At 42.2% G+C, this 26,342-nt stretch carries 23 protein-coding genes; 10 read left to right on the forward strand and 13 right to left on the reverse strand.

Going from position 1 to position 26,342, the window contains the following annotated elements; all coding sequences use genetic code 11:
- Nucleotides 1–73: 73 nt before the first annotated feature.
- Together Q9G97_RS00790 and Q9G97_RS00795 are read right to left on the reverse strand one after the other, a co-directional pair.
- Complete coding sequence (locus Q9G97_RS00790; protein ID WP_201571008.1) at nt 74–445, reverse strand: hypothetical protein; 372 nt, start codon at nt 443–445, stop codon at nt 74–76.
- Between the two features lie 408 nt (nt 446–853).
- A complete protein-coding gene (locus Q9G97_RS00795; RefSeq protein WP_305899338.1) occupies nt 854–2,131 on the reverse strand; it encodes a trans-acting enoyl reductase family protein in 1,278 nt (425 codons plus the stop codon).
- 452 nt (nt 2,132–2,583) lie between these two features.
- Between Q9G97_RS00795 and Q9G97_RS00800 the strand changes: the two genes are divergently transcribed.
- Complete coding sequence (locus Q9G97_RS00800; RefSeq protein WP_201571013.1) at nt 2,584–2,739, forward strand: DUF1328 domain-containing protein; 156 nt, start codon at nt 2,584–2,586, stop codon at nt 2,737–2,739.
- Nucleotides 2,740–2,866: 127 nt separating this feature from the next.
- On the opposite strand, the gene Q9G97_RS00805 is transcribed toward Q9G97_RS00800, so the two are convergent.
- The 4 genes from Q9G97_RS00805 to Q9G97_RS00820 form a co-directional block, all read right to left on the reverse strand.
- A complete protein-coding gene (locus tag Q9G97_RS00805) occupies nt 2,867–3,160 on the reverse strand; it encodes a 4a-hydroxytetrahydrobiopterin dehydratase (RefSeq protein WP_305899339.1) in 294 nt (97 codons plus the stop codon).
- Nucleotides 3,161–3,185: 25 nt separating this feature from the next.
- A complete protein-coding gene (locus Q9G97_RS00810; protein WP_201571015.1) occupies nt 3,186–3,479 on the reverse strand; it encodes a GNAT family N-acetyltransferase in 294 nt (97 codons plus the stop codon).
- Between the two features lie 116 nt (nt 3,480–3,595).
- On the reverse strand, nt 3,596–5,011 hold the full coding sequence (locus Q9G97_RS00815) for an acyl-CoA desaturase (protein ID WP_305899340.1): 1,416 nt from the start codon (nt 5,009–5,011) through the stop codon (nt 3,596–3,598).
- A 253-nt stretch (nt 5,012–5,264) separates the two neighbouring features.
- On the reverse strand, nt 5,265–6,464 hold the full coding sequence (locus tag Q9G97_RS00820; RefSeq protein ID WP_305899341.1) for a flavin reductase family protein: 1,200 nt from the start codon (nt 6,462–6,464) through the stop codon (nt 5,265–5,267).
- A gap of 258 nt (nt 6,465–6,722) precedes the next feature.
- Here Q9G97_RS00820 and ettA point away from each other — a divergent pair, with 258 nt between their 5' ends.
- Entirely contained in the window at nt 6,723–8,384 is a 1,662-nt protein-coding gene (ettA, locus tag Q9G97_RS00825) for an energy-dependent translational throttle protein EttA (RefSeq protein ID WP_305900239.1), read from the forward strand.
- A 92-nt stretch (nt 8,385–8,476) separates the two neighbouring features.
- On the opposite strand, the gene plsB is transcribed toward ettA, so the two are convergent.
- Complete coding sequence (plsB, locus tag Q9G97_RS00830) at nt 8,477–11,344, reverse strand: glycerol-3-phosphate 1-O-acyltransferase PlsB (RefSeq protein ID WP_305899342.1); 2,868 nt, start codon at nt 11,342–11,344, stop codon at nt 8,477–8,479.
- 114 nt (nt 11,345–11,458) lie between these two features.
- Here plsB and ybaK point away from each other — a divergent pair, with 114 nt between their 5' ends.
- Complete coding sequence (gene ybaK, locus Q9G97_RS00835) at nt 11,459–11,932, forward strand: Cys-tRNA(Pro) deacylase (protein WP_305899343.1); 474 nt, start codon at nt 11,459–11,461, stop codon at nt 11,930–11,932.
- A gap of 75 nt (nt 11,933–12,007) precedes the next feature.
- A complete protein-coding gene (locus Q9G97_RS00840) occupies nt 12,008–12,382 on the forward strand; it encodes a 5-carboxymethyl-2-hydroxymuconate Delta-isomerase (protein WP_305899344.1) in 375 nt (124 codons plus the stop codon).
- Nucleotides 12,383–12,467: 85 nt separating this feature from the next.
- Here Q9G97_RS00840 and Q9G97_RS00845 read toward each other — a convergent pair whose 3' ends face one another.
- Both Q9G97_RS00845 and Q9G97_RS00850 read right to left on the reverse strand, forming a co-directional pair.
- A complete protein-coding gene (locus tag Q9G97_RS00845; RefSeq protein WP_305899345.1) occupies nt 12,468–12,923 on the reverse strand; it encodes a hypothetical protein in 456 nt (151 codons plus the stop codon).
- A 175-nt stretch (nt 12,924–13,098) separates the two neighbouring features.
- Nucleotides 13,099–14,919, reverse strand: coding sequence for an acyl-CoA dehydrogenase C-terminal domain-containing protein (locus Q9G97_RS00850; protein ID WP_305899346.1), 1,821 nt, complete (start codon nt 14,917–14,919; stop codon nt 13,099–13,101).
- Between the two features lie 313 nt (nt 14,920–15,232).
- Here Q9G97_RS00850 and Q9G97_RS00855 point away from each other — a divergent pair, with 313 nt between their 5' ends.
- Complete coding sequence (locus Q9G97_RS00855) at nt 15,233–16,381, forward strand: FUSC family protein (RefSeq protein ID WP_305899347.1); 1,149 nt, start codon at nt 15,233–15,235, stop codon at nt 16,379–16,381.
- 9 nt (nt 16,382–16,390) lie between these two features.
- Here Q9G97_RS00855 and aroE read toward each other — a convergent pair whose 3' ends face one another.
- On the reverse strand, nt 16,391–17,248 hold the full coding sequence (gene aroE, locus Q9G97_RS00860; protein WP_305899348.1) for a shikimate dehydrogenase: 858 nt from the start codon (nt 17,246–17,248) through the stop codon (nt 16,391–16,393).
- 440 nt (nt 17,249–17,688) lie between these two features.
- On the opposite strand from aroE, the gene Q9G97_RS00865 reads away from it, so the two are divergent.
- Entirely contained in the window at nt 17,689–18,345 is a 657-nt protein-coding gene (locus Q9G97_RS00865; RefSeq protein ID WP_305899349.1) for a hypothetical protein, read from the forward strand.
- An 8-nt stretch (nt 18,346–18,353) separates the two neighbouring features.
- Nucleotides 18,354–19,394, forward strand: a complete 1,041-nt coding sequence (locus Q9G97_RS00870; protein WP_305899350.1) for an aminotransferase class IV — start codon at nt 18,354–18,356, stop codon at nt 19,392–19,394.
- 27 nt (nt 19,395–19,421) lie between these two features.
- On the opposite strand, the gene Q9G97_RS00875 is transcribed toward Q9G97_RS00870, so the two are convergent.
- Nucleotides 19,422–19,604: a DpnD/PcfM family protein gene (locus tag Q9G97_RS00875; protein ID WP_305899351.1), complete on the reverse strand. Its 183-nt coding sequence runs from the start codon at nt 19,602–19,604 to the stop codon at nt 19,422–19,424.
- Nucleotides 19,605–19,755: 151 nt separating this feature from the next.
- Between Q9G97_RS00875 and Q9G97_RS00880 the strand changes: the two genes are divergently transcribed.
- Nucleotides 19,756–20,250 (forward strand): hypothetical protein, encoded by a 495-nt coding sequence (locus Q9G97_RS00880; protein ID WP_305899352.1) that lies wholly within the window; start codon nt 19,756–19,758, stop codon nt 20,248–20,250.
- On the opposite strand, the gene Q9G97_RS00885 is transcribed toward Q9G97_RS00880, so the two are convergent.
- Entirely contained in the window at nt 20,247–21,011 is a 765-nt protein-coding gene (locus tag Q9G97_RS00885; RefSeq protein ID WP_305899353.1) for a DpnI domain-containing protein, read from the reverse strand. The two genes, Q9G97_RS00880 and Q9G97_RS00885, sit on opposite strands and share 4 nt — an antisense overlap.
- 160 nt (nt 21,012–21,171) lie before the next feature.
- Between Q9G97_RS00885 and mltG the strand changes: the two genes are divergently transcribed.
- Together mltG and tmk are read left to right on the forward strand one after the other, a co-directional pair.
- Complete coding sequence (gene mltG / locus Q9G97_RS00890; RefSeq protein WP_305899354.1) at nt 21,172–22,545, forward strand: endolytic transglycosylase MltG; 1,374 nt, start codon at nt 21,172–21,174, stop codon at nt 22,543–22,545.
- Between the two features lie 175 nt (nt 22,546–22,720).
- Nucleotides 22,721–23,386, forward strand: a complete 666-nt coding sequence (tmk, locus tag Q9G97_RS00895) for a dTMP kinase (protein WP_305900240.1) — start codon at nt 22,721–22,723, stop codon at nt 23,384–23,386.
- Nucleotides 23,387–23,486: 100 nt separating this feature from the next.
- On the opposite strand, the gene Q9G97_RS00900 is transcribed toward tmk, so the two are convergent.
- Entirely contained in the window at nt 23,487–25,829 is a 2,343-nt protein-coding gene (locus Q9G97_RS00900; RefSeq protein WP_305899355.1) for a sodium:proton antiporter, read from the reverse strand.
- Nucleotides 25,830–26,342 lie beyond the last annotated feature (513 nt).

The raw sequence follows: 26,342 nt of genomic DNA on the forward strand, positions 1-26,342 counted from the left end.
CATATATCTAATTGTTTCTTAATAACGATAAACCAATCAAGGATTGGGCTAGCGTACGCAATAAGACATTTGTTTAAAGGCTATCTTCTTCTGAATCCTCTAAATCTTCTTCTAGTAAGTCTTCTTCGTCTGCCAAGACAGGATCTTCAGATATTATTTCTGTCGCTTGTACCTCTGGGTCTTGCGGCGCTTCTTGTGATGCTGCCATCGGCGCTGTCATTGGCTGTTGGGGGATAGTGTTATCAACACTTGCACGTGAGATAGTTTGAATTTCACTAACTGCAAACGTACTAAGTTCACTTGCATCAGTATTGTCAACTGTAGTCTCAACAGCGACAGCTTGTTCAGCTGCTGCTGTCATATCAGCTTGAGCTGCCATTGCTAATGTTGGCATTGTAATAGCAGCACCGATAAGCAGCGATAAAGATAGAGTAGAGTTTTTCATTTGTATATTCCTTGATTCATAGTCTTATATTATTAAATATGAAAATCAAAAAGGTTATTTATATCAAATACTATTCGATACAGCTCACATCTATTTAGTATCTTGAATCTATTTATTTAAGATATATAATCTATAAAAAAATAAAATCATGATAATCAATAAACGACTATCACGATTGACTAGTATAGAAAACCGAGTACGTTAGTACTGTTGTTTCTGAACCTTAGACATAATGGTAACAAGGACAATACAAGCAGTTCAGTAGTACATCTATGAGAAATCTAACAGACTCGTGCGAACAAGTCATTGAGTGCAACTAATGTATTATTATTGTCAAATAAAAACAGCATCTTGCTATAAAGATGCTGTCATTTTAATAGTATAAATGTTGCTTTTTAATTTTTTGCATTAGCTGTCAATTACTTCAAAGCTCAGTCCTGCATGATCTTCTAAACGCTGCATGAGCTTGTCACCCATAGCCGAGGCCGGAGTCCAAAATCCGCCCGCTACTTCATCTTGACTGATATCTTGCGCCAAGCATAAGGCCGACTGCGTCAGCATCCGCGAAGTACTACCATAGCCTGGATCTCTATCACCCGTTACTTTAGTGCTAATGGTATCTTGCTTAGTCGTCGTACCAAAAAAGCGAATATCAAAGAAGCCGTTTTCTTGTTCAGATTTAGAAGGACCAGAGCCTGATTTTGGTAAAACATGCTTAGATAATAACTCGCGACTTGGTTTAAACATCATAGCACTGGCAAAACCTAATAAGCCTGCGCTTAGACCATAGCTCATCAGCTTACCTTTAGTACCGTCTTGCATCCACATCGCTTCATCATATTTGAACTCACGCCCATACTCATAACTGAGTAACTGGTTGCTGCGATGGACAATGCGAGTGTTAATACTCGCCATCACAAAAGGCGCAAGCCAGCGCTTATGCTCACCATCATATTCAGGCTTGCCAACATTTTTTTGACGTAGAGTAGGTGCGTCGCTATCATCATTTAATAGATAAGGATTGGCCACTTGCTTACGGCGCGATTTATCTTCACCAACCTCTTCAAAAATAGTCGCCATAGAGGCAATCGTACCGCCAGATAGACCGCCTTTAGCAGCTTTGACGCGCATATGAACTGTTTCACAAGCTTGGTTGAACTTATCTTGTGCTTGCTGCTGAGTAAAATAAACCCCTAAATCTGAGGGGATAGAATCAAAGCCGCAAGAGTTGACAATACGAGCGCCGCTCTGCTTGGCGGTATCTTGATACTTATCGAGCATATCTTTGATAAAAATGGCCTCGCCAGTGAGATCGACATAATCGGTACCGTTTTGTGCACAGTATTTGATCAGCGGCTCGCCATATTTTAGATAAGGGCCTACCGTTGAGATAATCACTTGCGTCTGCTGGGTCATAGCATCAAGACTAGCATCATCATCACTATTAGCAATGATAATATCTACCTTATCGGCATCTTCATCCTGTTTGCTAGCTATTTCGTCCTGCAGCTTTTTGAGCTTGTCTTCATCACGCCCTGCTATCGCCCAAGTCACAGATTTGGACGAATTGTCCTTTTTTTGCTCAGCCAAGAACTGTGCTAAATAATGAGCAGTGATCTGTCCTACAAAGCTAGTTGCACCATAAAGCACAATGGTATAAGCGCGTTTATCAGTATTAATAGTCATAAACTATCCTTCATATATAGGGGTAAAAATAAGTTGTACACAGGATTAGTGTGCCGTAAAAGCTATCACTGTTATAGTTATATTTGTGGATGGTCAGTAATCATGACCAGCAAATAATAAAGCAATAGAGCTGATTTTTTGGAAGTATTATTTTTCAAAACTAAATAAAATCACCCAATGTGATAAATTCATTACAAATATGGCCCTATTGCTACAAAGGTTACATAACATAGCTCGAAGATTACTAAAGTGTCTCTTCAAACAAGAAGATTACTGGTATTATTTTTTCAAGTTATCAATAATTATGAAAACAATTAACAATAGCATTGCGATGCGCTTTTAGTAGTCAAGATTGGCTTTTATCATAAATTTTTACCATGACAAAGCTTACTCTGATACATAAAAGCTCAATGCTAGTACTTTTACTTTTAACCTAATTTGAGGAGAATGTTATGTTTCGTTGGGCTATTATTTTTGCAGTGATCGCACTGCTTGCAAGTTTGCTAGGGTTTGGCGGTGTCGCTGGCCTATCATCAAACTTAGCTTATATCTTCTTAGTCGTTGCTGTCATCTTGTTCATCGTGGCCTTCATCGGTCGCAAAGTCTAACAGCAAAGTATTCTATATCAATACTTCAAACATAAAAAAGTCCTCAATATGAATTGAGGACTTTTTTGTGCTTAGAGTATTTTCTATGCTTAGACTCTTTTTTGTGCTTAGACTACAGCAAGTAGTTCTATAAGTGTTTGGGCTGAATAATATATTCCATGCGTTTAGCTAAACGAATATCATGGCTAGTAATGCCGCCTGTATCATGAGAGGTGAGGCGTACATCGACTATATTATAAGTATTGTGCCACTCAGGATGATGTTCTAACGCCTCTGCATAAAAGGCGGCTTGATTCATAAAACTCATAGCTTCAATAAAGTCGTTAAAATGATAAGACTTAATGATGCTATTGCCATCACGCGACCAGCCTGTTAGATCTTCTAACTGCATGTCCACTTGTTTGTCAGATAAACTACTCATAGCACTATCCTTTTTTATATAAAAATTATCTAGTTAAATCCTGATAATCAGGGTGCTTATCAATATAAGAAGCTACAAACGAGCATTGTGGTACTACCTTTTTATTATGATCACGCGCATAGTCTAAGGCATGCTTAACCAGCGCTGAACCGACTCCTTGACCACCTAACGCTTGTGGTACGATCGTATGATCAAAGACCAAAGCATCAGAGCGCTGCTGATAACTAATATAACCTGTGTGACCATCAATAGTAGTCTCGAAGCGCTGAGCTTGCTCGTTATGATTAATGTTTAGTTTATCTTTAGAGATGTCAGTCATAAAAACTCCTTATTATTATAGGTTCTATTCTACTGTCAGCTTACTGATCATTAATGATAAACGTTCTGTGGTAATTTCTCAGTAACTTATCGTTGTTAATAGCGATTATAGACTCTCTAAGCTTTATTAGCACGAGCAAAAGCATAATATAATGATTGGCGCACCACTTGTGGGATATGCCTTTTGAGACCAGTTACTGGCTCCGATATGCGCTGCTGTTTTTGAGTAGGTTCAAGCCGTTTATTTTCATTAGCAAGTGTCTGCTCATAAGCTTGTTGCTCATCAGCATTTGGCTGACTAAAGTGATAGATACGCTTAAGCACTTGAGTAAACTGACGACCAAAGTTGCCTGTATTATAAGACAGCTCGTACTTTTGGCAGATGGCCTCTACTTGCGGTGCGATGCTGGCATAACGATGTGCTGGCATATCTTGGAATATATGATGCTCAATCTGATGCGATAAATTGCCCGTCAAAAAGTGAAACAACTTGTGACCTTTAATATTACTAGAGCCTAGTATCTGCCGCACATACCAGTCACCTTTGCTCTCTTGATCATCAAGGTGAGTATAAATATGCGCCTGATCGGTAAAATGTCCACAAAATATAATCGCCCACGTCCATAAGTTGCGCGCTATATTGGCGGTAAAGTTACCTGTCAATGTACTAATGGCGCTACCACGACCTAATAACACACCAGCAGTAGCAGGTAGCGCGATATAGTCCTTACCGACTTGTCGAGATATCTTCGCCCACAGTGCTCGCGTCTTTTGCTGCAATAGATCATGCTTATCTGTAGCATCCGCATATTCATCAACGCTGATTTGTATATCATGAAAAGCTACGGCCCACTCAAACCCTAAGGCTAAAACCATAGTCTTAAGTGGGTTAGAGCGATCCTCAGGTGTCCAAGGTTGCTCATCAGTGACCCGAATCAAGTGATAACCGACATCATGATCGCGGCCTACGATATTGGTAAAGGTATGGTGCAAGTAGTTATGCGAATGCTGCCACAAAGGTGCAGGACAGACGATATCCCAGTCGAATTTTTGACTATTGAGATGCGGATGTTGCATCCAGTCATACTGCCCATGCATGACGTTATGACCCAGCTCCATGTTATTGATGATTTTACTAAAACTAAGTAGCGTCGTACCGAGTAGCCAACCGCCCAATTTATAACGCTTTTTAGGCAAGCGCCAGGCTACTGCCAAGAGGCTACGCGCCGCGATTTCACTACCTGCGACTAGTTTATAGACCCGTTCAATATAACGGGCGTCATCCGCACCTAAGGAGTCCATTACTTCGTTATATAGCGCGTTTAACTCTGAAGCTAATGCAGCCGATTGTGCTTTGGATAAGGGTGTTTGGGTCAAAGTAGGATAAGGCTGTGCTTTGGCTGACTGTGAGGTCTCTATACATTCTTGAGAGACAGTGTTTCTGTAAGTAGTGGCTCTAGCTTTTGCGATAGCTGGCGTGGTCAAAATAGGAACAGCAGAATGTACAGGGGATATCGGCGGTAATAAGCGCATTAATAATCCTTAACCGAGACTGCTTATAGCTATTTATCATTGGCGATATCAGCGACGGTTTAATCAATAAAATAGGCTTTATCATACAATATAGCTGAAATTTATTCTATCTACATCGGCGTTAAGTTGCTGTATTTTGGTTAGTTTTTCTAATCGTGTAGTAATAATTATAAAATTAAGCTAATTAATTATTCTGTCAAATAAAGGTTAGAAATGTTCTATATTTTTAGGGCTTTGTAGAGATGTCATTCACCTAAATATCAAGCACCACATCACTCATCGCCACGTTAATACAAGTCTGGATAGAGTCGTGACCATCACCGCTCAGCTTACCTGTCTGAATGTTTTTGACGACGCCACTGATTTTATTACAGCGACACAGTTGGCAAATACCTTGACGACAACCGTAATTAAGACGAATACCAGCCTCTTCAGCACTAAGCAATAATGTGCTATCACTGCTAAACTGCTGCTGGCGCTGGCGCAAATATACCGTATGCGTGGCTAAATCAAATTGCTCATCTAGAGTATCTAACGCTAGCTCAGATAGAGCAGTGCCAAAGCGCTCAATAATAATATTCTCACGTAGTGAACTTTCTTTACTAGAATCAAGATTGCCTAATGAGTTTGCAGCTATCTCATCTACCGCCTTGTATAAACTTGCTAATAAAGCTTGCGAGCCACAAGCAAATATCTGGGTCTCTGGTAAAGGCAAATCTAACGTCAAAAGACTAGCAGCCTGCAAATGACGACTGCCTACCAAATAGCTATCAGGATTTTGCGTATCAACTAAATAATAAGTAAAGCTGGCATGCTCGTTTTTTAGCTGTTGCCAATAATTCTCTAACACTGCGCCACGATTATAATGCACTAGCGTCACTTGCCGCTTATCTGCTAGCGCTTGCGTGATCAGTCCTAACATTGGGGTAATCCCACTACCACCTGCTATAAATAACAAAGGTGCTTGATTAGCTGAACTGGCTTGCTGCAAGGTAAAGTCACCACTAGGCGCACTACTATCGAATATCGTACCAATAGCGGCGTGCTTGGTGAGATAGTCTGATACTTCTCCTTGCGGCTTGATAGCGATGGTCAAGGTTTGGCGCTGTTTGTTTTTAGCAGTAGTTTTACTACTCTCAGTCCACCATAAATCTTGCTTTGGTAAGCCGACTAGCGAGTAGCTGCGCTGATGATAAATACCTTCGATAGGAATTTTCAGATTAATATATTGACCCCCATGCCAGCCGCTATGTTGACCCTTTTTAGTATCAAAAAATCGCTGCTTAAAAGCGCGATTGACCTCAAACTGGAGCGCTATCAGCTCATCGCTCAGTGCCTGTCTAGCAATAAGTCGTAATTTTGGCGCAGTCAATGACCAAAATGGTGACAAGTGCGAACCAATGAAGTCAACAAACGCGCTTTGAATAATCTCAGGACGATAACTAGAGGTCATAAGTGAGCTATTTCATAATGAATCTTAGTAATATAATGAGGTTTAAATCGTTATTAACAATAGCTTTACCCTATATAGCTAGATAAAAAGAACTGAAAAATTTTGCTAAACAGCCTACTAGCTTGCAGCCTATGCGCCACAATGCGATAATGAATGACAATTTATAATCCTATTTTTGAGGCTGAGCAAATACATCTGCTTTTGTTCTTTGATAAAGCGCGCTTGCTCGCCTATTTTATGCAGTCCATCGGAGTGTTAATGGCTCAATATATCTACACGATGAACAACGTGTCAAAACTTGTTCCGCCTAAGCGCGAGATTCTAAAAAACATCAATTTATCATTTTTCCCTGGTGCCAAAATTGGCGTTTTAGGTATCAATGGTTCAGGTAAATCTACTTTGCTACGTATTATGGCAGGCGTGGATACTGAGTTCAGTGGCGAAGCACGTGCGCAAACAGGAACTAAGATCGGCTATTTGCCACAAGAGCCACAGCTCGATGATAGCAAAGATGTGCGCGGTAATGTCGAAGATGGTATGCGCGAAGCTTTGGATGCGCTCGAGCGTCTAGATGCTATCTATGCCGAATATGCTGAGCCTGATGCTGACTTTGATAAACTGGCTGAAGAGCAAGGCAAGATGGAAGACATCATTCAGTCTTGGGATGCGCACAACTTAAATAACCAGCTAGAAAAAGCCGCTGATGCGCTACGTCTGCCACCATGGGATGCAGATGTCAGCAAACTATCAGGTGGTGAAAAACGTCGTGTAGCTTTGTGCCGTCTGCTACTATCACGCCCTGATATGTTACTACTCGATGAGCCAACCAACCATTTGGACGCTGAGTCCGTGGCTTGGCTTGAGCAGTTCTTGCAGAATTACAGCGGTACTATCGTCGCTATCACCCATGATCGTTATTTCTTAGATAACGTTGCTCAGTGGATATTGGAATTAGATCGTGGCCATGGCTATCCGTATGAAGGTAACTATACCCAGTGGCTTGAGCAAAAAAACACTCGTTTAGAGCAGCAGAATAAGCAAGAAGAGTCATTCGCTAAAGCGCTGAAAAAAGAGCTGGAATGGATTCGTAAAAATCAAAAAGGCCAAACAGCAAAGTCAAAATCTCGTGTGCAACGTTTTGAAGAGCTAAACTCAACGGAGTTTCAAAAGCGTAACGAAACCTCTGAGATTTATATTCCACCTGGTCCACGTCTAGGTAATAAAGTCATCGAAGTCAACGATATCTCCAAGTCATTTGGCGATCGCCTGCTTTATAAAGACTTGAGCTTTAATGTGCCAGCGGGTGCTATCGTTGGTATTATCGGCCCTAATGGCGCAGGCAAGACCACGCTATTTAATATGATTACTGAGCGTGATACGCCAGATACGGGTTCTGTTGATTTGGGCGAAAGCGTCAGCGTTGCTTATGTCGGTCAGGTGCGTGATAACTTAGATGATAAAAAGACTGTATGGGAAGAGATCTCTGACGGTCTAGATATCATCACGGTTGGTGACTATACCACGCCAAGTCGTGCTTACATCGGACGCTTTAACTTCAAAGGCTCAGATCAGCAAAAGCACGTTGGTCAACTGTCTGGTGGTGAGCGTAACCGTCTGCAATTAGCCAAAACGCTAAAGCAAGGCGCGAACGTATTGTTACTTGATGAGCCATCGAACGATTTGGATATTGAGACTTTGCGTGCGCTTGAAGACGCTATTCAAGTCTTCCCAGGTACCGTAATGGTAGTCTCGCATGATCGCTGGTTCTTAGATCGTATTGCCACTCATATCTTAGCTTTTGAAGAGGAAGGCCCGATCTGGTATGACGGTAACTATACTGAATTTGAAGCGTATCGCAAAAAGACCATGGGTGATGATTCAGGTCCAAAACGCGCAAAGTATAAAAAAATTACGAGCTAAACTATCAAACGTATAGCTCAATACACAAAAAGACCGCTAATCTATTAGCGGTCTTTTTGTGTATTGAAAGTCATAAATTAAATAACTACTCTCTAACGCTTACGCCCAAATTTACGCTGTTTTTTATTGCTAATAGCGGTAATAGCATGAGTAATCTCTTCATCATCGAGGCTGGCGACTTGTTGTAATATTTGCATCATATCAGTGCTCAGCACGTATTTGGCATGATGGGCGATATTATTAATACGCTCATCAAAGATGAGGACACCAGTCTCGCTATCGGTTTGAATATAGTTGAGACGAATGAGCGCATTGACAAAACTAATAAACAAGGAGCGATCAAAGAAGTCGGGAATATCATCAGCATATAATACTGATAGTCGCTGACCTAGCAGATGACACAGATCAATGACCTCTTCTGCCGTTAGATTGCCCGAACCTTGCTGAGCGAGCAGGGCAAGGGTCATGAAGTAACGCTCTAGGCTATGCTCGACAGGCGTTGCCAATACCATTAATTGCTGATAGCTGCTGCTATTAGTCTCCGGAACACCTAAAACGCCATCACCTAACTCGACGATTAGATCATGAGCGATAAGGTTGTCTATCTTTTTGACGAGAATATCCTGTAGACCATGCGCAGAATAATATAAGAACAGCTCACTTTGCAAGAATGGATAGAGCTGAGCGACGATATCATCAAGACGATGACGCTTGATACGGCCGTTACGAGCCACTAGTGCGGCTAAGAATGACTGCAAAATAAACACATGCAAAATATTATTACGGAAGTAACTCAGCAGCGCCGCTTGACGTCCAATGACCTGAATAATGTCACCTAAGATATGCGGCGTACGCTCAATGAGTTTGAGCTTGATACCATAGTCGATAATCTGCTGCGGCTGCATATCGGTAATAACCGTATCATCATCATAGGGCTGCTGGCGAGCAATACTCTGATAGAGCGCGATCTGCTCACGGCAAATCTCTTCATCAAGCGCCGCTTTTGGTGCTGATAAGAGTACTAATGACAGTAGCGAGATTGGATTGATAACAGCGGCTTTGTTGATATGCTGCATGATCTTGACACCGATATTATCGACCATAGCAGTGGCTTTTGCATCTAACGGCGTATCAGTGCGATCCGCAGGTAGACTATCAGCTGGCACATCAAACTTAGTCAAAAAGTCCGTTAAATGCAGCGGCGCCCCAAAGCTGAGATGGACATTACCAAAGATACGCTCAATTTTGCGACTGACTTTGAGTAGACCGACTAATGATTCAGACTCTTTTTGTTTACCTTTGAGCTCACCTACATAAGTCGCTCCTTCCATAATGCGCTCATAACCAATATAAGTAGGGATAAACACTACAGGCTTATTGGTGCGACGCAGCTGACTATGTACTGTCATCGCCAGCATGCCCATTTTGGGAGGTAATAGACGACCTGAGCGTGAGCGACCGCCCTCAACGAAGTATTCAATCGGTGTATTACGTGTGATCAACGTATGCATATATTCACGCAGTACCGCAGTATATAGGGCGTTACCACGGAAGCTGCGACGGATAAAGAACGCCACTGCACCACGCAATAAGGGCCCTAATACAGGCACATCTAAATTATCGCCTGCTGCTACATAAGGAATGCTGAGTCCGCGCTTATAGATAACATAAGACAATAGTAAATAGTCGACATGACTGCGATGACAGGGTACATAGATAATCTCGTGATCCGCTGCCAGCTCACGTACGCGCTCGAAATGATGCACTTCTACGCCGTCATAAAGCTGCGTCCACAGCCAAGTTAAAAATCGATCAAAGACTCTGATGATGGGATAAGAGTAGTCGTTTACCATCTCGTTAGCATAGCCTTTGGCAAGGCTACGTGCCTCGCGGGTACTAACACCCGTCTCATTAGCCTCGCTCTCTATCGCGTGTCTGATAGCAGGGGAGTAGATCAGCTTATCGACTAGATTACGTTTGTCTGATAAGTCAGGACCGAGCATGCTGGCGCGCTGCTTATCGAGATAAATATTGAGCTGCTGCTGCATAGTACGTACCAGCTCGCGATTAGCATCGGCAGCAGGCACTAAAGGATGCGATAGTAAAGGCTGCTCTAATGCATTATTTAAGCTGGCGGTAGTCAGGTCAGTATTAATATCGGTGCCTAGATTAGCACTTATACTAGTATTGGTATCAGTACTAGAATCACGATTTATATCGGAATTGGCATTACTCTCAAAGCTAGTAGCTATAGGACAATCGTCATCATCGTCGTGTAAGCTATTATAGATGACAGCGCGCAGATCTTGTGGCGGATGAAACTGCACAAAAGTATCGCGACCCATAACACCAATATTGAATAGCTGCTTGGTGATACTAGGGTCTGCCCAGTTATCGCTCATCAATAGCTTGAATAGTGAGTCCTCCTTTTCAGGCGCGCGACCCCAGAGAATAGACACAGGTATCAGACGAATCTGCAGATCAGGATACTGCAAAATAGCAGAAATGAGACGTAACAGGCGCGGTGAGACTTGATCGTCTTTAGCGTTTGGATGATGTAAAAATACAATCGCTGCGTTCTCATCTATATGATGAGTTTCATCTTTTACTTCAAATAACGCAGGCGGTAGATTATGCTCTTGAGTTTGCAAATCGATCAATATACTGTTGGAGCGTGAATAGTCTTGCAGTACATAAAAGGTCAGTATATGATCATTAGCATCAAAATCTGGTAGCTCGCCTAATAGTTTTGGCTTGACGGCCACATCGAGCATTTGACCTGATAGCTTACGATAGAGCTGATTAATAGGTGCTTTAGAGTAGGGTTTAGCGACCACTTTTGGATAGGGTAGATTACCATCATCATTAACCTCGTCAGTATGAGCTGAGGAAGTTTCTGAGAGTTCATTTTTGGCGAACTTACTTTTTAGAAAGCTGTTTTTTAGAAAGTCGGGTATCATAATCAGTAGTCAAATTTTATAAATATAATACGCTTATGATGCCACAAAAGTGGTTAAAGCGATATATAGTATGTATAGCCATTTTAATTTTGTTAGATGAGGACGCGCTTTAATATGACCCCTGCGATTGATCTTGCTAAACAGCTTAAGCTTAACTACCAGCTACATGAATATACTCATGATAGTCATGCAGAGTCTTACGGTTTAGAGGCTGCCCAAAAGCTCGGTGTTGCCGCCGAGCAAGTATTTAAAACCTTAGTGGTGCAAACAGAAACAGCAACGCTAGCTGTCGCTATAGTGCCCGTCAATACCACAGTGAGCTTTAAAAAAATGGCAAAAGCTATCGGCTGTAAAAAGGTGCAAATGGCCGAGCCACAGCAAGTTGAGCGCAGTACAGGCTATATACTCGGTGGCGTCAGCCCATTAGCACAAAAAAAGCGTCTACTGACAATCATAGATAGCTCAGCTCAATCTAAAGCAACCATCTATGTCAGCGCGGGTCGACGCGGGCTTGAGATTGAGCTGCCAGCACAGCAATTGGCCGATACTCTAAACGCTCGTTTTATAGATATTGCCGACAATAGCTAAGATATTTTAGCGAGGTTTAGATAAACCAATCTTTGCTAAATGACTACGTCTTAAACGTACTATAAGGATAAAACCATGCCACATTTGACCATTCAAGCTACGCCAAACGTTATTATTCCTCACGAGGAGTCATTACTTAAAGCCTTAAACCAAGCGCTTTGGGATAGCGGACACTTTAATAATAAAATAGATATCAAAGCACGTTTTTTGCCAGTCACTACATTTTTGGTTGGAGTAGAAGATGATGAGCAGGCGAATGGGTTTGTTTATGCAAACTGTAAGCTGATGGCAGGGAGAGACGATGAAGTACGTGATAAGCTGGCACAGTTATTAGTAACCACTATTGAGCAAAATCTGAGCGCTGAGCAGTCAGGCCGTGCCAGCTTACAGATATGCGTTGAAGTAGAAGAGATTAGTCCTATTTATCATAAGAAAGTGATGGGGAGTTAGAATTTTAATGAAGTCGTATCGTAGTAACTATCTAAATGCTGAGTTAAAAACTTAGACTTTAAATCATAGTTAAAAGTGAAGAAAATTACAAATACTCGCATAATGATTCACTAGCGTATTTCGGCAAAATAATAACCTCAACTTTATAGCCTGCTGTTTTACCTTGAGTTGCCATCAGATTACGAGCGATACGTAGTTTATAGTTGCCCGTTTGTGGCAAGCAGCCTTGATAAACGATACCGCCTTTAGTACCGTCTTGACTGCCATCAGGCATATGCAGCACGCCAACATTAGCCGTTTCAGACATTCCTGTAAGCGGTGCAATATTGATTAACGCATATTGCCAACTTGCTGCGTTGAATTGATACCAGTGCTCATTTTGATTCGGGTTTAACTTACCTATTATCGTAGTGCTTATTTGCCCCTTGTTGATTTGAATAGGCGTAGGTTGAGTAACCGTGTGAGCGTGAGCACTGCTGACACTTATTAAACCAATAGCGGTGAAAGTCAAGATAACGCGTTTGATTGAGAGCGATTGCATAAACGATTCCTATGAAACTGAATAAAAACGATTATATTTGAGCAAGTCACAGATAATGTGACTATATTGTTTATAGTAACCATATTTTCTAATGATTATGAGACTAATTTAGACCGCATAAAAAAGCGCCTAAATATAGGCGCTTTTTTATGAATGATCTATTAATTTTTTAATCTTAGTCTAAAAATGCAAAGCTATCGATTTGCATCGACGTCATGCTCTCGCTTGGCGCGACCATACTTTCGGCGTGACCTGAGGTACGCGGTAAGATTTTATCAAAGAAGAATTCTGCCGTTTGAATCTTGGCTTGATAGAACTCTGGCGATTCTGTACCACCATTTTCTAACTTCTTATAAGCGACAGCCGCCATACGCGCCCAATGATAACCCATCATGATATAACCTGAGTACATCAAAAAGTCATCTGACGCCGCTGAGATAATTTCACGATCTTTACGGGCGATCAGCATCAAGCGTACCGTTAGCGTATTCCACTCAGCACACAGTTTAGTCAATGCCCAGACAAACTTACGCATGTCTTTATCAAGTGCATATTCGCCACACCATCTGATAATCGTTGAGGTATAGTCACGGATAATCTTACCTTTAGACTGCAAAATCACTTTACGACCTAGCAAGTCCAGCGCTTGAATACCCGTTGTGCCTTCATACATCGTTGCGATACGTGCATCACGAGCGATCAGCTCCATACCCCACTCTTTGATATAGCCGTGACCACCATAAATCTGCTGACCATGTTTGGCCGCTTCAATACCTAGCTCAGTCAAGAAGCCTTTCAAGATAGGCGTATAAAAGCCTAGCTTGTCATCCCACTTTTCGAACTCTTCGTCATCACCATTAGCGATACCTTGCGCCATCTTATCTGCGTAGCGAGCTGAATGATAAATCATTGAGCGACCGCCTTCAGCAAAGGCCTTTTGGGTCAATAGCATACGGCGCACATCAGCATGATGAATAATGGCATCAGCGACTTTTTCAGGGTCTTTAACCCCTGATAAGGTGCGCATAGAGCGACGATCTTTGGCATAAGGAAGAGCGTTTTGGAAAGATAGTTCAGTATGTGCAAGACCTTCGATCCCTGTACCGATACGAGCCGTATTCATAAAGGTGAACATCGCTTTTAGGCCTTTATTCGGCTCGCCAATCAGATAACCCACTGCTTCATCAAAGTTCAACACGCAAGTCGCCGATGAGCTAATACCCATCTTATGCTCGATAGAGCCACAAGTCACACCATTGCGCTCGCCAATCTCACCCTCAGAGTTCGGCAAGAATTTTGGTACGATAAATAATGAGATACCGCGGGTACCTTCTGGCGCATTTGGCAGGCGCGCAAGAACAATATGAATGATGTTTTCGGTTAAGTCATGCTCACCGCTTGAGATAAAGATTTTAGTACCTGATAATTTGTAAGAATCATCCTCTTGTGGAATGGCTTTTGACTTAACTTGACCCAAATCTGTACCACAATGAGGCTCAGTCAGACACATAGTACCTGCCCATGAGCCATCTACTAATTTATGTAAGTAGGTCTGCTTTTGCTCTTCAGTACCGTACTGCATCAAGGTATTGATACAACCTGTTGATAGACCTGGATACATCGACCAAGGCCAGTTCGCCGTGCCGATCATCTCAGACTTAATCAAGTTGAGTGACATTGGCAGATTCATACCACCGTACTCTTCAGGATATGAGATACCTTGCCAGCCACCCTCAACGAACTGAGTATAAGCTTCTTTAAAGCCTTTAGGCGTCGTTACTACACCATCTTTAAAGTGACAGCCTTCTTCATCAGCAGGCTGATAGATGGGCGCTAAGACATTTTCAGAAAAATCAGCCATACCTTGCAAGATCATATCGACCGTTTCAGGATCAGCATTTTCACCATTATCTAAGGTTTTGTAATGGCTTTGAAAGTCAAAAACGTCATTCATCAGAAACTTGATATCACGTAAAGGTGCTTTGTAAGTTAACATAGTCAGTCTCGCAATTTCGTTGATTAGCAATAAGAAGTTAGCAATAAGTTGATTATTAGTAAAGGTAATCCTTGCTAAGTATGTAAAGTAAAACGTATCTAAGGTAAAGCGGTTAAAATTTGTCTAGTTTTTTAACCAATGTTGTCATCAGTATAAGCTTTATAAAATAATAAATATATAATACATAACTAATATTCATATCAAAGATAACAACTCATTACATTAAATTATATAAAAACTTTATCGTTATAATTTTCAATGGTTTAAGTGGCTTGTTATCGATTTATAAAAGCAGCTAAAGGACAAAAATCACATGAGTTTGATTAAGCAACTAGTATCTTTGAAATGCTGGGTTCAAAAAATACTTAGTTATGCTTTTTATCAGAGCAATCAGCTCATAAAAGGTGAATTGGCGCATTTATTGAATGTCAATAAAAGTCAAAGGCCGTGGCATCTGCCGATAGTTACGGCCGTATCGATTAGCTTTCCGATATTCGTTGGCGTGTATTTTGGCGCATTGGCTGCAGGCATCAAAGCCTCATTGGGCGCTATGATTATCCTAAACTTGCCACTGATTGGCTCATTGCCGCATCGACTGATGACGCTCATAGCTTGGGGCTTTGCGATGTCGATGAGTTTTGCATTGGGAGCGATAGCGCAGCAATTGCCTTATCTTCGGTTGCCCGTATTTGCCTTAATAGCCTTTGCCGTGATTGTATTTGGGCGCTATTATCGCCAGCCACCACCTGCTGGGCTATTTATTATGATGGCAGGTGCTATCGCTTTATTTATCCCTATACCACTAGATCAAGTCATGCTCGCGACAGGACTGGTCATGTTCGGTAGTATTTTCTCTACATTCATGGCGCTGCTGTATTCATTATTTTTATTGTCAACGCGGTCGGCTCAGCCTGTTATCGACTATAGCTATGAGCCAGATACGTTGAGCGAGAGCTTCATTGTGGCAGGGTTTGTGAGTTTGACGTTATTAATAGCGATAGTATTTAACATGACCAATCCTTATTGGGCGGCGGTCAGTTGCTTTATTATTATTCAAGGTATTCATCTGCGCACGATGTGGATTAAGCAGTTTCATCGTCTGCTAGGGACTTTAGTCGGCATAGGATTGGCAGGATGGCTGCTATCATGGCATTTGAGCGGCTGGCAAGTAGCCGTCGCCATACTCGTGATGATGGTCAGTATTGAGACCTTGATAGATCGCCACTATGGACTGGCGGTTATCTTTATCACCCCATTGACGATATTTATTGCTGAATATGGCAGTGGGGCGCTAATAACTGAACCTGTCTATCAGCAAGTGATGCGCGCGCGTTTGCTCGATACGATGCTAGGCTGTCTGCTCGGTATTTTGGGTGGCTGGGTCATGCATTCAACTCAGCTACGTTTGCCATTTCAAAGGCTTGAACGCTGGTTATTGAAACGATTTGGGATAAAAAGCTGACGTTTGATATCAGTTTGCCGATGCTTGCAAAGCAGTCGTTGCGCCATCGACATCCACAGTGTGCCCTGTCCAACGCTCAAAGCTGAGCGCTGCTTGACCAATAAGCATGCCAAAACCATTAGATACTTGCGCACCACGCGCCACAAAATGTTGTAGAAAAGGCAGCTCGCGCCCGTACATCATGTCGTAAACATAACCACTCGTTAAGTCAGCACAGAGCGGCAAAGTATCCCCTGTTAAGCCGATAGAGGTAGCATTGATAATCAAGTCAAAATCACCTGTGAGCTTGGATGTCTCACAACTAGTAATCTTGTGATTGTTGATGACACTACTAGCTGCACTAAGCTCTGAGGCTAAGTCTTGCGCTCGACTTTCGGTACGATTGGCAAGCGTTAACGCGCCGATGCCTGCCTCAATAAGCGGTAGTATCACGCCGCGTGCTGCACCGCCCGCGCCAATAATAGCCACCCGTGCATCAGTCAGTGGCCACCCTAGGCGAATCATATGATTGACCAACCCTTGACCATCAGTATTATCGCCATATAGGGCACTGTCTTTTATCAAGATCGTATTAACCGCGCCTGCTACTTTGGCATGCTCTGATAGACTGCCCTGTGCCTGACATTGGGCATAAGCGACTTGCTTAAAGGGTACAGTCACATTTGCACCAACACCACCACCATTAAAAAAAGCCTCAACCACTGCTTGAAAGCTTTGGGCGTCATCAGGACAATATTGACGCTGATAAGAGATAGTAAGCCCGCTTTGGCTGGCAAACAATTGATGAATAGCAGGTGATTTGCTGTGAGCGATAGGGTTGCCAATTACGATAAAATGCTGGGTCGGATTAAGGGTATCTTGAGTCATGGGCGCTGAATTACCTGTACTTTATTGTGAATAATGAATGTAGATAGTTGCTGTTTATTTCCAATCAAAGTATTTGTAACTGAAATCTAGCTATATAAGCTAATAGAAAGCTGGCAAACAGCTAAATAACAAATATCTCTTAGCGGTGATTGTTATCTGTAACCTAAGGGCTAGTCAAGGCAGGAGCAGTTGGGTAAACTGTGAGGACAGCTATTTCCTGTTGTTTAGCTTTATAACTGAATAACTAAATTTTATAGTGAAACTCTACCTACTAACGTTGGCGTATAACTTGCATCAATGTTAGTCTTGATAAGGTATAGCTTATAAGCGTTATCATACAGCACGCTGCTTTTTTTAACATCAGTAGTGTCTACTTTTGAATCATCAACATCATCTAATACTATTTTATAATTCATTCAAGAAGTGTGAGTAAATTGCCCATGTGGAAGACTACCTTACAGACAACGATGATCGGTACGACTCTAGCTGCTGGCCTAGCCTTGAGTGCCTGCGGGACGGATAAGCAGAGCACTGTTGAAGAGGTCGCCTCTACTATTAGCACTGATACGCCTGAGTCTCAAGAAAGCGCAACACCTACAGCGGATAGCGACATGGATGGCGCAGTCTCTGAGCAAGGTGTGCCCGTTACCTATGATCTAGCGACGTGGAGCAAAGATACGGTCGAGCCTGTTAAAATCGATGCGCTAGATAATATCAACGCCACTTTTGGCAAAGTCATTAGCACGGATGAGAATAGTCTAGACTATGCCAGTAACCCTGCTACTAAATACCGCTTTATGACTACCAAAGCGCCTTATTTGGATGTGATTGACTCACAAAAATACTTAGAGCTGGGCTGGTATTATGCCAATCCTACCGACTCTGCTGAAGAAAAAGAACAAAGTAAATCTCATGCCAAAAAAGCTTATCAAGTCTCTCGCCAGCTGATGGGTGAGGAAGGTGGTAAAGTGCTTGCTGATATGCTTAATGGTCAGATTATCAAGAATCAGAATGTAGGCGGTCAAAAGATAGAGCTGGCAAAATGCGAGTTTTATAGCTGTATGCTGATACTCAATAAGTCAGCAGCGAGCACTTAAGCCATTCTATGATGTCAAACAAAGCCCAATGGCTAGCCCTGTACTCGCAGCCAAATGTTGCACAGACAGTGTTGACGCCTGAGCTTTCGATAATAGGCAATCGTGGCATGGCTTATGGCGATGGGTTTTTTACCACGATGGCGGTGCTGGGTGGTGCAGTATTGTGGTCAGCGTATCATCGACAGCGACTAGTGTCTCATGCGCAAGCGTTACAGCTGGATATCGATAGCGATTGTGTATTGAGTGCTATACAAGCACATGCTGAGCAGCTAGAGCAAGGCATAATAAAGCTGATTATCACCCGTGCCGAGCAGCCCGTTCGCGGCTATGGCTTCTGTGCTGATACGACAGGTCGCGCTTGTGAGGTTTGGCTAAAGTCAACTGCGATGGCTATCGAGACTCCTCGGCAGCTGTCATTATTAAATGGTAACAAAGTATCTATCCAGCCTGCTATCAGCGCTATTTGTCTAACCTCACAATTGGCTTGCCTGCCACCGATACTAGCAGGTCTAAAAAGTCTAAATCGACTCGATAATGTGCTGGCAAGTGGCGAGCTACAAGGTGTCAATACGCAAAGTACTCAAAATGCTCAGTTAGATTCAGCTAGTCATCAATATGGAGAGGGTTTAGTTCGTGATATGAGTGGTGCTTGGGTTGAGGGCACGATGAGTAATATTTTTTATCAATTAAATAATACGATTAATAGTAAAGCGATAAATTCTCTAAATACTAATACTAATACTAATACTAATACTAATACTAATACTAATACTAATACTAATACTAATACTATCAATGATTCAGAGCTTTCAAACTATCTCAAAAAATCTCAATGGTATACGCCAGCGATGGATCAGTCTGGTGTAAGAGGGGTCATGCGCCAAGTTATTATAGACTCGCTAGCGGTGTCTGATAGGCCAGTTATCGTGCGCTCATTAACGGATGATGATCTGCCTCATTTATCACAGCTGTTCTTTTGCAATGCGGTACGTGGAATCATGCCAGCCTCGGCGCTTACTTTATTAGATGGGAATGTGGTTCATTTTTGATCGCTTTTTATTTATCTTCTGCTTTGTCTAATAAATAATAAATTCAGTATCCATCATATCATCAGGATATAACACAATATCTTCGTTTCTATACTTCTCATTTGCTTTTAAAATTGCCGATGAATCATCCTCAGCTACTATCTCAACAACTCGACTCAGGGTTTCAATTATTTCTACTTGATAAGTCTTTAACTCTTTCTCATTTGTCATAACTATTCTCACTTTTGCTAATCATTTGTGCTGCTTATCGTAGCAAAAACACTTTAGAGAAGTGATCGTCTTTTGTTAATCAAGCTTGTGTATTGAAGCCAATCGATCAATGATCGCCTTTTAAATAACGAAGTTAAAAGGGGAGAGTTAAATGCGCTCAGTTTATGAGGATAAAAGAACTCCATTACAAATTCGTCGGTTGTTAATTTTCCTTAATATATGTAGAAAAGCTAAAAACAATCCTAATCAAATTATTTATTTATCAGGTTATTCAAAGTTAGCGTTTAGTGTTCAGTATTTACAAGGGAGTAGACGGTACATCGCTTACGGTGGTGTATTTGAATATGCACATACACGTGCGCAGGTCGTAAAACAAGGAGTGAATAAGTTACCTCATGATGAGTATGTAATGTGCGCTATTACTGTCAAAAAGCAAGCTTTTACTAAAGCAGTTCGTACACCGTTCGAATTACTAATTAATTGGAATAAATGTGTAAAAAACAGAGCATATAAATGTGTTGATGATCATATGGAAAGCTTTTTTAAAGTAAATGATGAGCTAGAAATGGATTATCTTCCTCATAAATATGACAGACGCTTAGTGGCAGCCACAGATTTGCCACTTTGGAAGAATGGAAACGCTTAACGTAACTTCTGATAACGACCACGTCCCAAAAATTCAATAATGCCTTTATCGCGTAGTATTTGGAGCTGTTGGCGGATTTTGTCTTGAATATGATTATTGTCAGGATGTTTAAGCTTTAGTTCCTCTGCAAAAGCATAAACTTGTTGCAAATTAAATTTTTCATTAAGCTTATCGATGCACTGCCAAACATCTAACGTCCAACCACGAGCAAGATTGCTTTGCTTACGCAAAAATAGCGTTTGCTTAAATTGCTGAGTTACTTTATCACGAGGCATAACGGTTTGGTTTTTGACCAAAAATACTTTGCCAGCTTCAGGCACTTGGCGTAAGTCAATATTACAACCGACCCACCCTGCGCGGCGAGCTGTAGCCGATAATGGCTTACGCTTAATAATAATAGTTGCGGTAAAAAAGTGCTTTGGAATAATTAAGAAATTATTAACAGCAAGCTCTTTGGAATAAGTCAAAAAAAAGAAGCTCGGATTATTATCACTGGCAATGAGTTCAAGCATCGTGTCATAAGCGCCATCATTGATAATATTGCTCAATTTAGCTTTTTTACTTTTTAGCTCAAACTGTTCACTGCAGTGGGCACAATAAAAGTCAGCGACAGGTTTATTATTACCGAATTCGGCTAAGGGTTGGCTACTACAGTTCGGACAGTAACCTTGCTCTGCGACCCAATTTTCACTTAGGACGCGGATAATTTGGCTAGGAGAGGTGTAGCCTTTAACAAGGTGCTGATTGAAATTTAAGTCCATAGTAAGCTGCCGTTATTGTTGAAGTAAGTATGATAATAAAGTGCTATTTAATGAGATATTCGCTACTAAATCTTAAGTTAAAGGCTATACTAAATAAATTACATTGAAAACCACTCCGTTCAGTGCTAAATTCTAGCAAACCTTTGCCTCGCGAGTTGCCATGAGCAAGCCGACCTCTGATCTACCGTCCAATAAGCCTGATGAACCTATTAAAAATGACAACACTACAACGAATACTAGTAGCGATGATAGCGCTGCGTCTCCTATAAACGTAGAACCTGTCGATGCGAACACTAACGTTAGTAATACAACGACAACGTCGAGCCAAGACGATAAGCCCGTAAAAGTGCTAGCGGATAGCGCTGTAGAAGAACCAGCACCAGTGACCGATATTTCGCTCATCAGTCAGCAGAATAAGCCACGCAAATACAAAAAAGACAATCAATCGTTCTTTATGCAGCGCGGTTATCAGATACTGCTGGTGCTAGGACTTATTGCTGCTTTTTTATTGGTGATGGTTTATCAGACTCTGTTCGGTCGTATTGAGCAGCCCGAACAAAAAGTGACGATAGAGGCGGGTGATACTTATTATGGTCTATTGCCACAGTGGCAACAGCAGATTCCGCTATTCTCCGCGAGCATTGCCAAGTTCTATATCAAATCCCAAGTCGATGCGCCACTGCATGCCGGCATCTATCAGCTGCCTGAGAATCCAACAATCGCCGAAGCCTTGCAAGTATTAGGACAAGGCGCAAAAGTGGCGATGGTAAAGGTGCAGATTATCGAAGGTAAAACTTCAAAAGACTTATATCAGAACTTGCGGGACAATCCAGGCATAACTAAAGAGATTCTCACCGCAGATGCGGATAATAAGAGCATCGCTGAGGCGCTAGACTTAGTCGGTATCTTGCCTGACTCAGTGATCAATAGCGATGACCCTATCGTCAGCTATAACTTGGAGGGCTGGTTTACCCCTGATACTTACTATTATGGTGAAGGTGCAACCGACAGGCAAGTATTGACCGACCTCTATAAGCGTCAGCAGCAAGCACTGACGGCAGCGTGGGAGAACCGTGCGCCAGATCTACCGTATAGCAGTCCTTATGAAGCGCTAGTGATGGCATCTATTATCGAAAAAGAAACCAGCGTGGCAAGCGAGCGTCCGTTGGTATCAGCAGTGTTCAATAACCGTTTGAACAAAAGCATGCGCATGCAGACTGATCCGACTATTATTTATGGTATGGGCAGTCGCTACGATGGTAATATTCGCCGCAAAGATATCGATGAAAAGACAGGTTATAACACCTATCAGATCGACGGCTTGCCACCGACGCCTATTGCGCTGCCCTCAGCAGCTTCTATTGAAGCGACTTTACATCCTGCTGACTCTGAGGCCTTGTACTTCGTAGCGACAGGCACGGGCGGACATAAATTTACCAACAGTTTGGCGGATCATAATAGAGCGGTGCAGGCGTATCTAAAAGTGATGCGTGAGAAAAAATCTCAAATTGCACCTACGGAAATTACTGAATAGTACAATTGGTCAAAACTTATCTCTTTTTGATACCTTTAGCTGACTACTGCCAAAATAGGCGCAGTGAGTCAGCTATTTTTTAACGATACTTATCGTAAATACTCTCTATAAATATTATACCTATCATAAATAAGGCTTACGCATGTCAGCAGCTACAGTTATCCACTCAACGACAATGACTGCTAGTAATGAGCTCAAAAGCGCGTCCGAACTGGGACGCTTTATTAGCTTTGAGGGTACCGAAGGCGTCGGTAAAACCACTGCCATTGAAGCCTTGTGTGCACGCTTGCAAGACAATGGCATTGACTATCTGCGCACTCGTGAGCCAGGTGGCAGCCCGTTTGCTGAGCGTCTGCGCTCTATATTGCTCGATCCTGCCACTAGCATCGATGATGATACGGAGTTATTGCTTTTATTTGCAGCGCGTTGTGATCATATGCAACAAGTGATTTTGCCTGCCTTATCACAGGGCACTTGGGTTATCTGTGATCGTTTTACCGACTCAACCATCGCCTATCAAGGTTATGGCCGCGCTCATGGCGATAGCGTAATGCTAACCAAGATTGATACGCTAATAGCGCAGTTTATTCCACAGTTACCTGAGCTAACGTTATGGTTAGACTTGCCAGTGGATGAGGGGATGGCGAGGGCAGGCAAGCGCAGCGTAGCGGATCGTTTTGAGCAGCAGGCGAGCGACTTCTTCATGCGCATATACGAAGGTTTTTCGGCCTTGGCAGATCAGCATCCTGATCGCATACAGCTTATCGATGCTAATGGAAGTAGCGAAGAGGTAAACGCTCGTATTTGGCAAGTAATTAGCGCGCGTTTTGATTTATCGTAGTCAGTAGCCTTTTAAAAGAAAAATTAAAAAAATCCCAGCTACTGTGAGCTGGGATTTTTGTTTTGACTGACTATTCTGACCTGACTATATTGATCAACAGCTACTTGTCTAGATCTGACTTATCTGGTTTAGCAGCGTTGTCTTTACTATCTACTTTATCGATACTATCATCGGTATCGGGTAAGCGTTTTGGATCCAATGACCCTTTTTTGGTCTTAGGTGCGCTACCACTACCATTGGCTTTTGACTTTATAACCTCTATAGATTCGGCAGTTGTATTTTTTGGTGTCGCTGAACCATCAACAGCAGGCTTAGATTCTATACTCTGCGCACTCTTTTGTTTAGCAGCATCAGCCTCATTTGCATCAGTAGCAGTTGGCTTAGTAGCTACCGAATCTGTAGATAGCGTTGTCTTGCCAGCATTCAATTTGCTTTGAGAAGAGTTAGCAATAGTATCATCTGCACCCTTAGAGACTATCTGATCTTTGTTATCAGCAGTATCAGTGTCGATATCAGTATTACCAATGGCGATCTCATTATTACTGTTATCATCTTCTAGCGCTTTTTCTTTGCGCTTTTCAGGCGCTTTAGAATTGGCCTCAAAATGTGCATCAGCTACTATGCGCGCTTGTTCTTGCTTGGCGGTGACGTCCACAGCTTTTGGCTGCACTTCATCCTCGATGACTAGGGCAATGAGCTTACGATCGCGTGCTACTGTGCCATCGAACTTGTCGGTAATCACATGCAGCTTGCCTTCTTTATCGACAGTATAGAGCGGCACAAATTGCTTATTGTCGGCTTTATATTGCTCAAAGCTATAGCTGTCAGTAATGTTAGTGATCTTAATCTTAGCCTTTCTTGAGATCATACTGGCAAGCTTAGTATAAGTGACGTCTTTGCCAAACATCCACTGGGATGAGAAGTTTGACTGTTTATCATCGCGCTCATTTTTGACTTTCTCTTCACTGAATTTGAGACGATAGAGACTACGCTCACCGAATTCATGACGATAATGAATCTCAGATAAAGTGTTCATTTCGCGATCCATACTCATCGCAAACAGATGACCGATACCGATAAGATCAAGATGATGATCAGCATGATCGGAAATAGGATTACCAAAGTAAGTACGCAGGCCACTCATCCGTGCACCTGCAATGTTAGTGTAGTTGTTGTGCGCCACAATCACATCAAACCCTTGCTCTTTTAGAGAAGTCGCCACCATCAAAGCGACAGGGTTGGAGCCGACGACCAAAATACCGTTGGTCTCAGGCTCACGCACGCCAAGCAAATTACCGACAAACTTTGCCCCTAGACCCTGAATCATGACCGTACCGATAATGACCATAAATACTAGTGGAACTAGCAGCTCAACACCTTGAATATCATACTCTTGCAGGCGGATAGCAAACAGTGAGGAGATGGCAGCAGCAACGATACCACGCGGACCGATCCAGCTAATCATCAGCTTTTCATTAGTGCGCAGGTTTGAGCCGATAGAGGATGCCCAAACGGACAGCGGACGCGCGATAAACATCACGATAGCTAGTAGTACTAATCCTGCAAAGCCCACACTCATCAAGCTTGCCAGCTCAACACGAGCCGCTAGAATAATAAACAATACAGAGATAAGTAGTATAGTTAAGGACTCATTAAACTCTAGAATAGTATCGCGTGGGAATTTTGGCCAGTTGGCTAGCGCCACACCCAGTACGGTAACGGTTAATAGTCCAGACTCATGCTCTAAGTGGTTAGAGATTGAGAAGAGCAAAAGAACATAGGCAAGCGTAAACACATTACGCAAAAACTCAGGAATCATATGGCGACGCATCAAGAACGCCAAGAACCAAGCGCCCGCCATACCGATAGCCGTCGCTAATATGACAATTTTGGCGAACAGTAAAATACTGCTAGCCTCGCCACCAGAGATAATATATTCATAGACCAATACCACCGCAATGGCGCCGATAGGATCAATGATGATACCTTCCCACTTTAGGATATTGGAGATGGTCTTGTTAGGCCGCACACTACGTAGTAGCGGCATGATTACCGTAGGGCCAGTCACACATACCAATGCACCGAACAGCAACGCGATCAGCGGATCGACATCGAATAGTAGATAGGTTGAGAGCGCAACGATGGCGATAGTAATGAGTACCCCAACGGATACCAGCATCTGCACCACAGTACCGTGCTGCTTGATCTCATCGAACTCTAAGGTCAATGAGCCTTCAAATAAAATGATTGCCACCCCTAAAGAGATGAACGGAAACATCAGCTCGCCTAACACCAAGTCAGGGTCAAAAATCCCTAATATAGGACCTGCAATAATACCAATGAGCAATAAAAATAAAATGGACGGTTGCTTTAAGTACCAAGCCAACCATTGTGCCGCGATGCCTATTGCAACTACGCCAGATAGCAGTAGAGCAGTATCCATAAATTGATCCTTTATAAACGTATGCTGTTAGATATCAGCTATATAATTACCACTATAAATCATCGCTGACGATAATAATGATATAGAGTAGTTAGTAATTAGTAACAATACTCGTGGACAAAAATAGTAATATCTAAAGATAAGTAGTGTTTATAGGTAAAAGAGGCTAATTTAGACATCGACTTGTTAAGAACTATAACTAAAAGCAGCAACACATAACTAATAATATTAGCTCACAAGAAAGCCTGTAAACTTTATATATTGACTTTTGCCGACTATGATAATAATTTTACTTGTTATAATAGCATGATTTTATTTGGCTTGTATTAGACCCTATTTAACCAACGATTATGATCTAATAACTACTCTCTAATAACTATCGCTCAACAACAAGTATCACTCAATAACAAGATAAAAAAGACCGTCTAAGGAATAACCATGCAGACTCAACGCCGCGCCCCTATCATTCGCTGTTGGTTAAGACATAGTGCGTTGGCAATCGCCGTTGCGACT

Source organism: Psychrobacter sp. M13, assembly GCF_030718935.1.
Classification (GTDB): domain Bacteria; phylum Pseudomonadota; class Gammaproteobacteria; order Pseudomonadales; family Moraxellaceae; genus Psychrobacter; species Psychrobacter immobilis_G.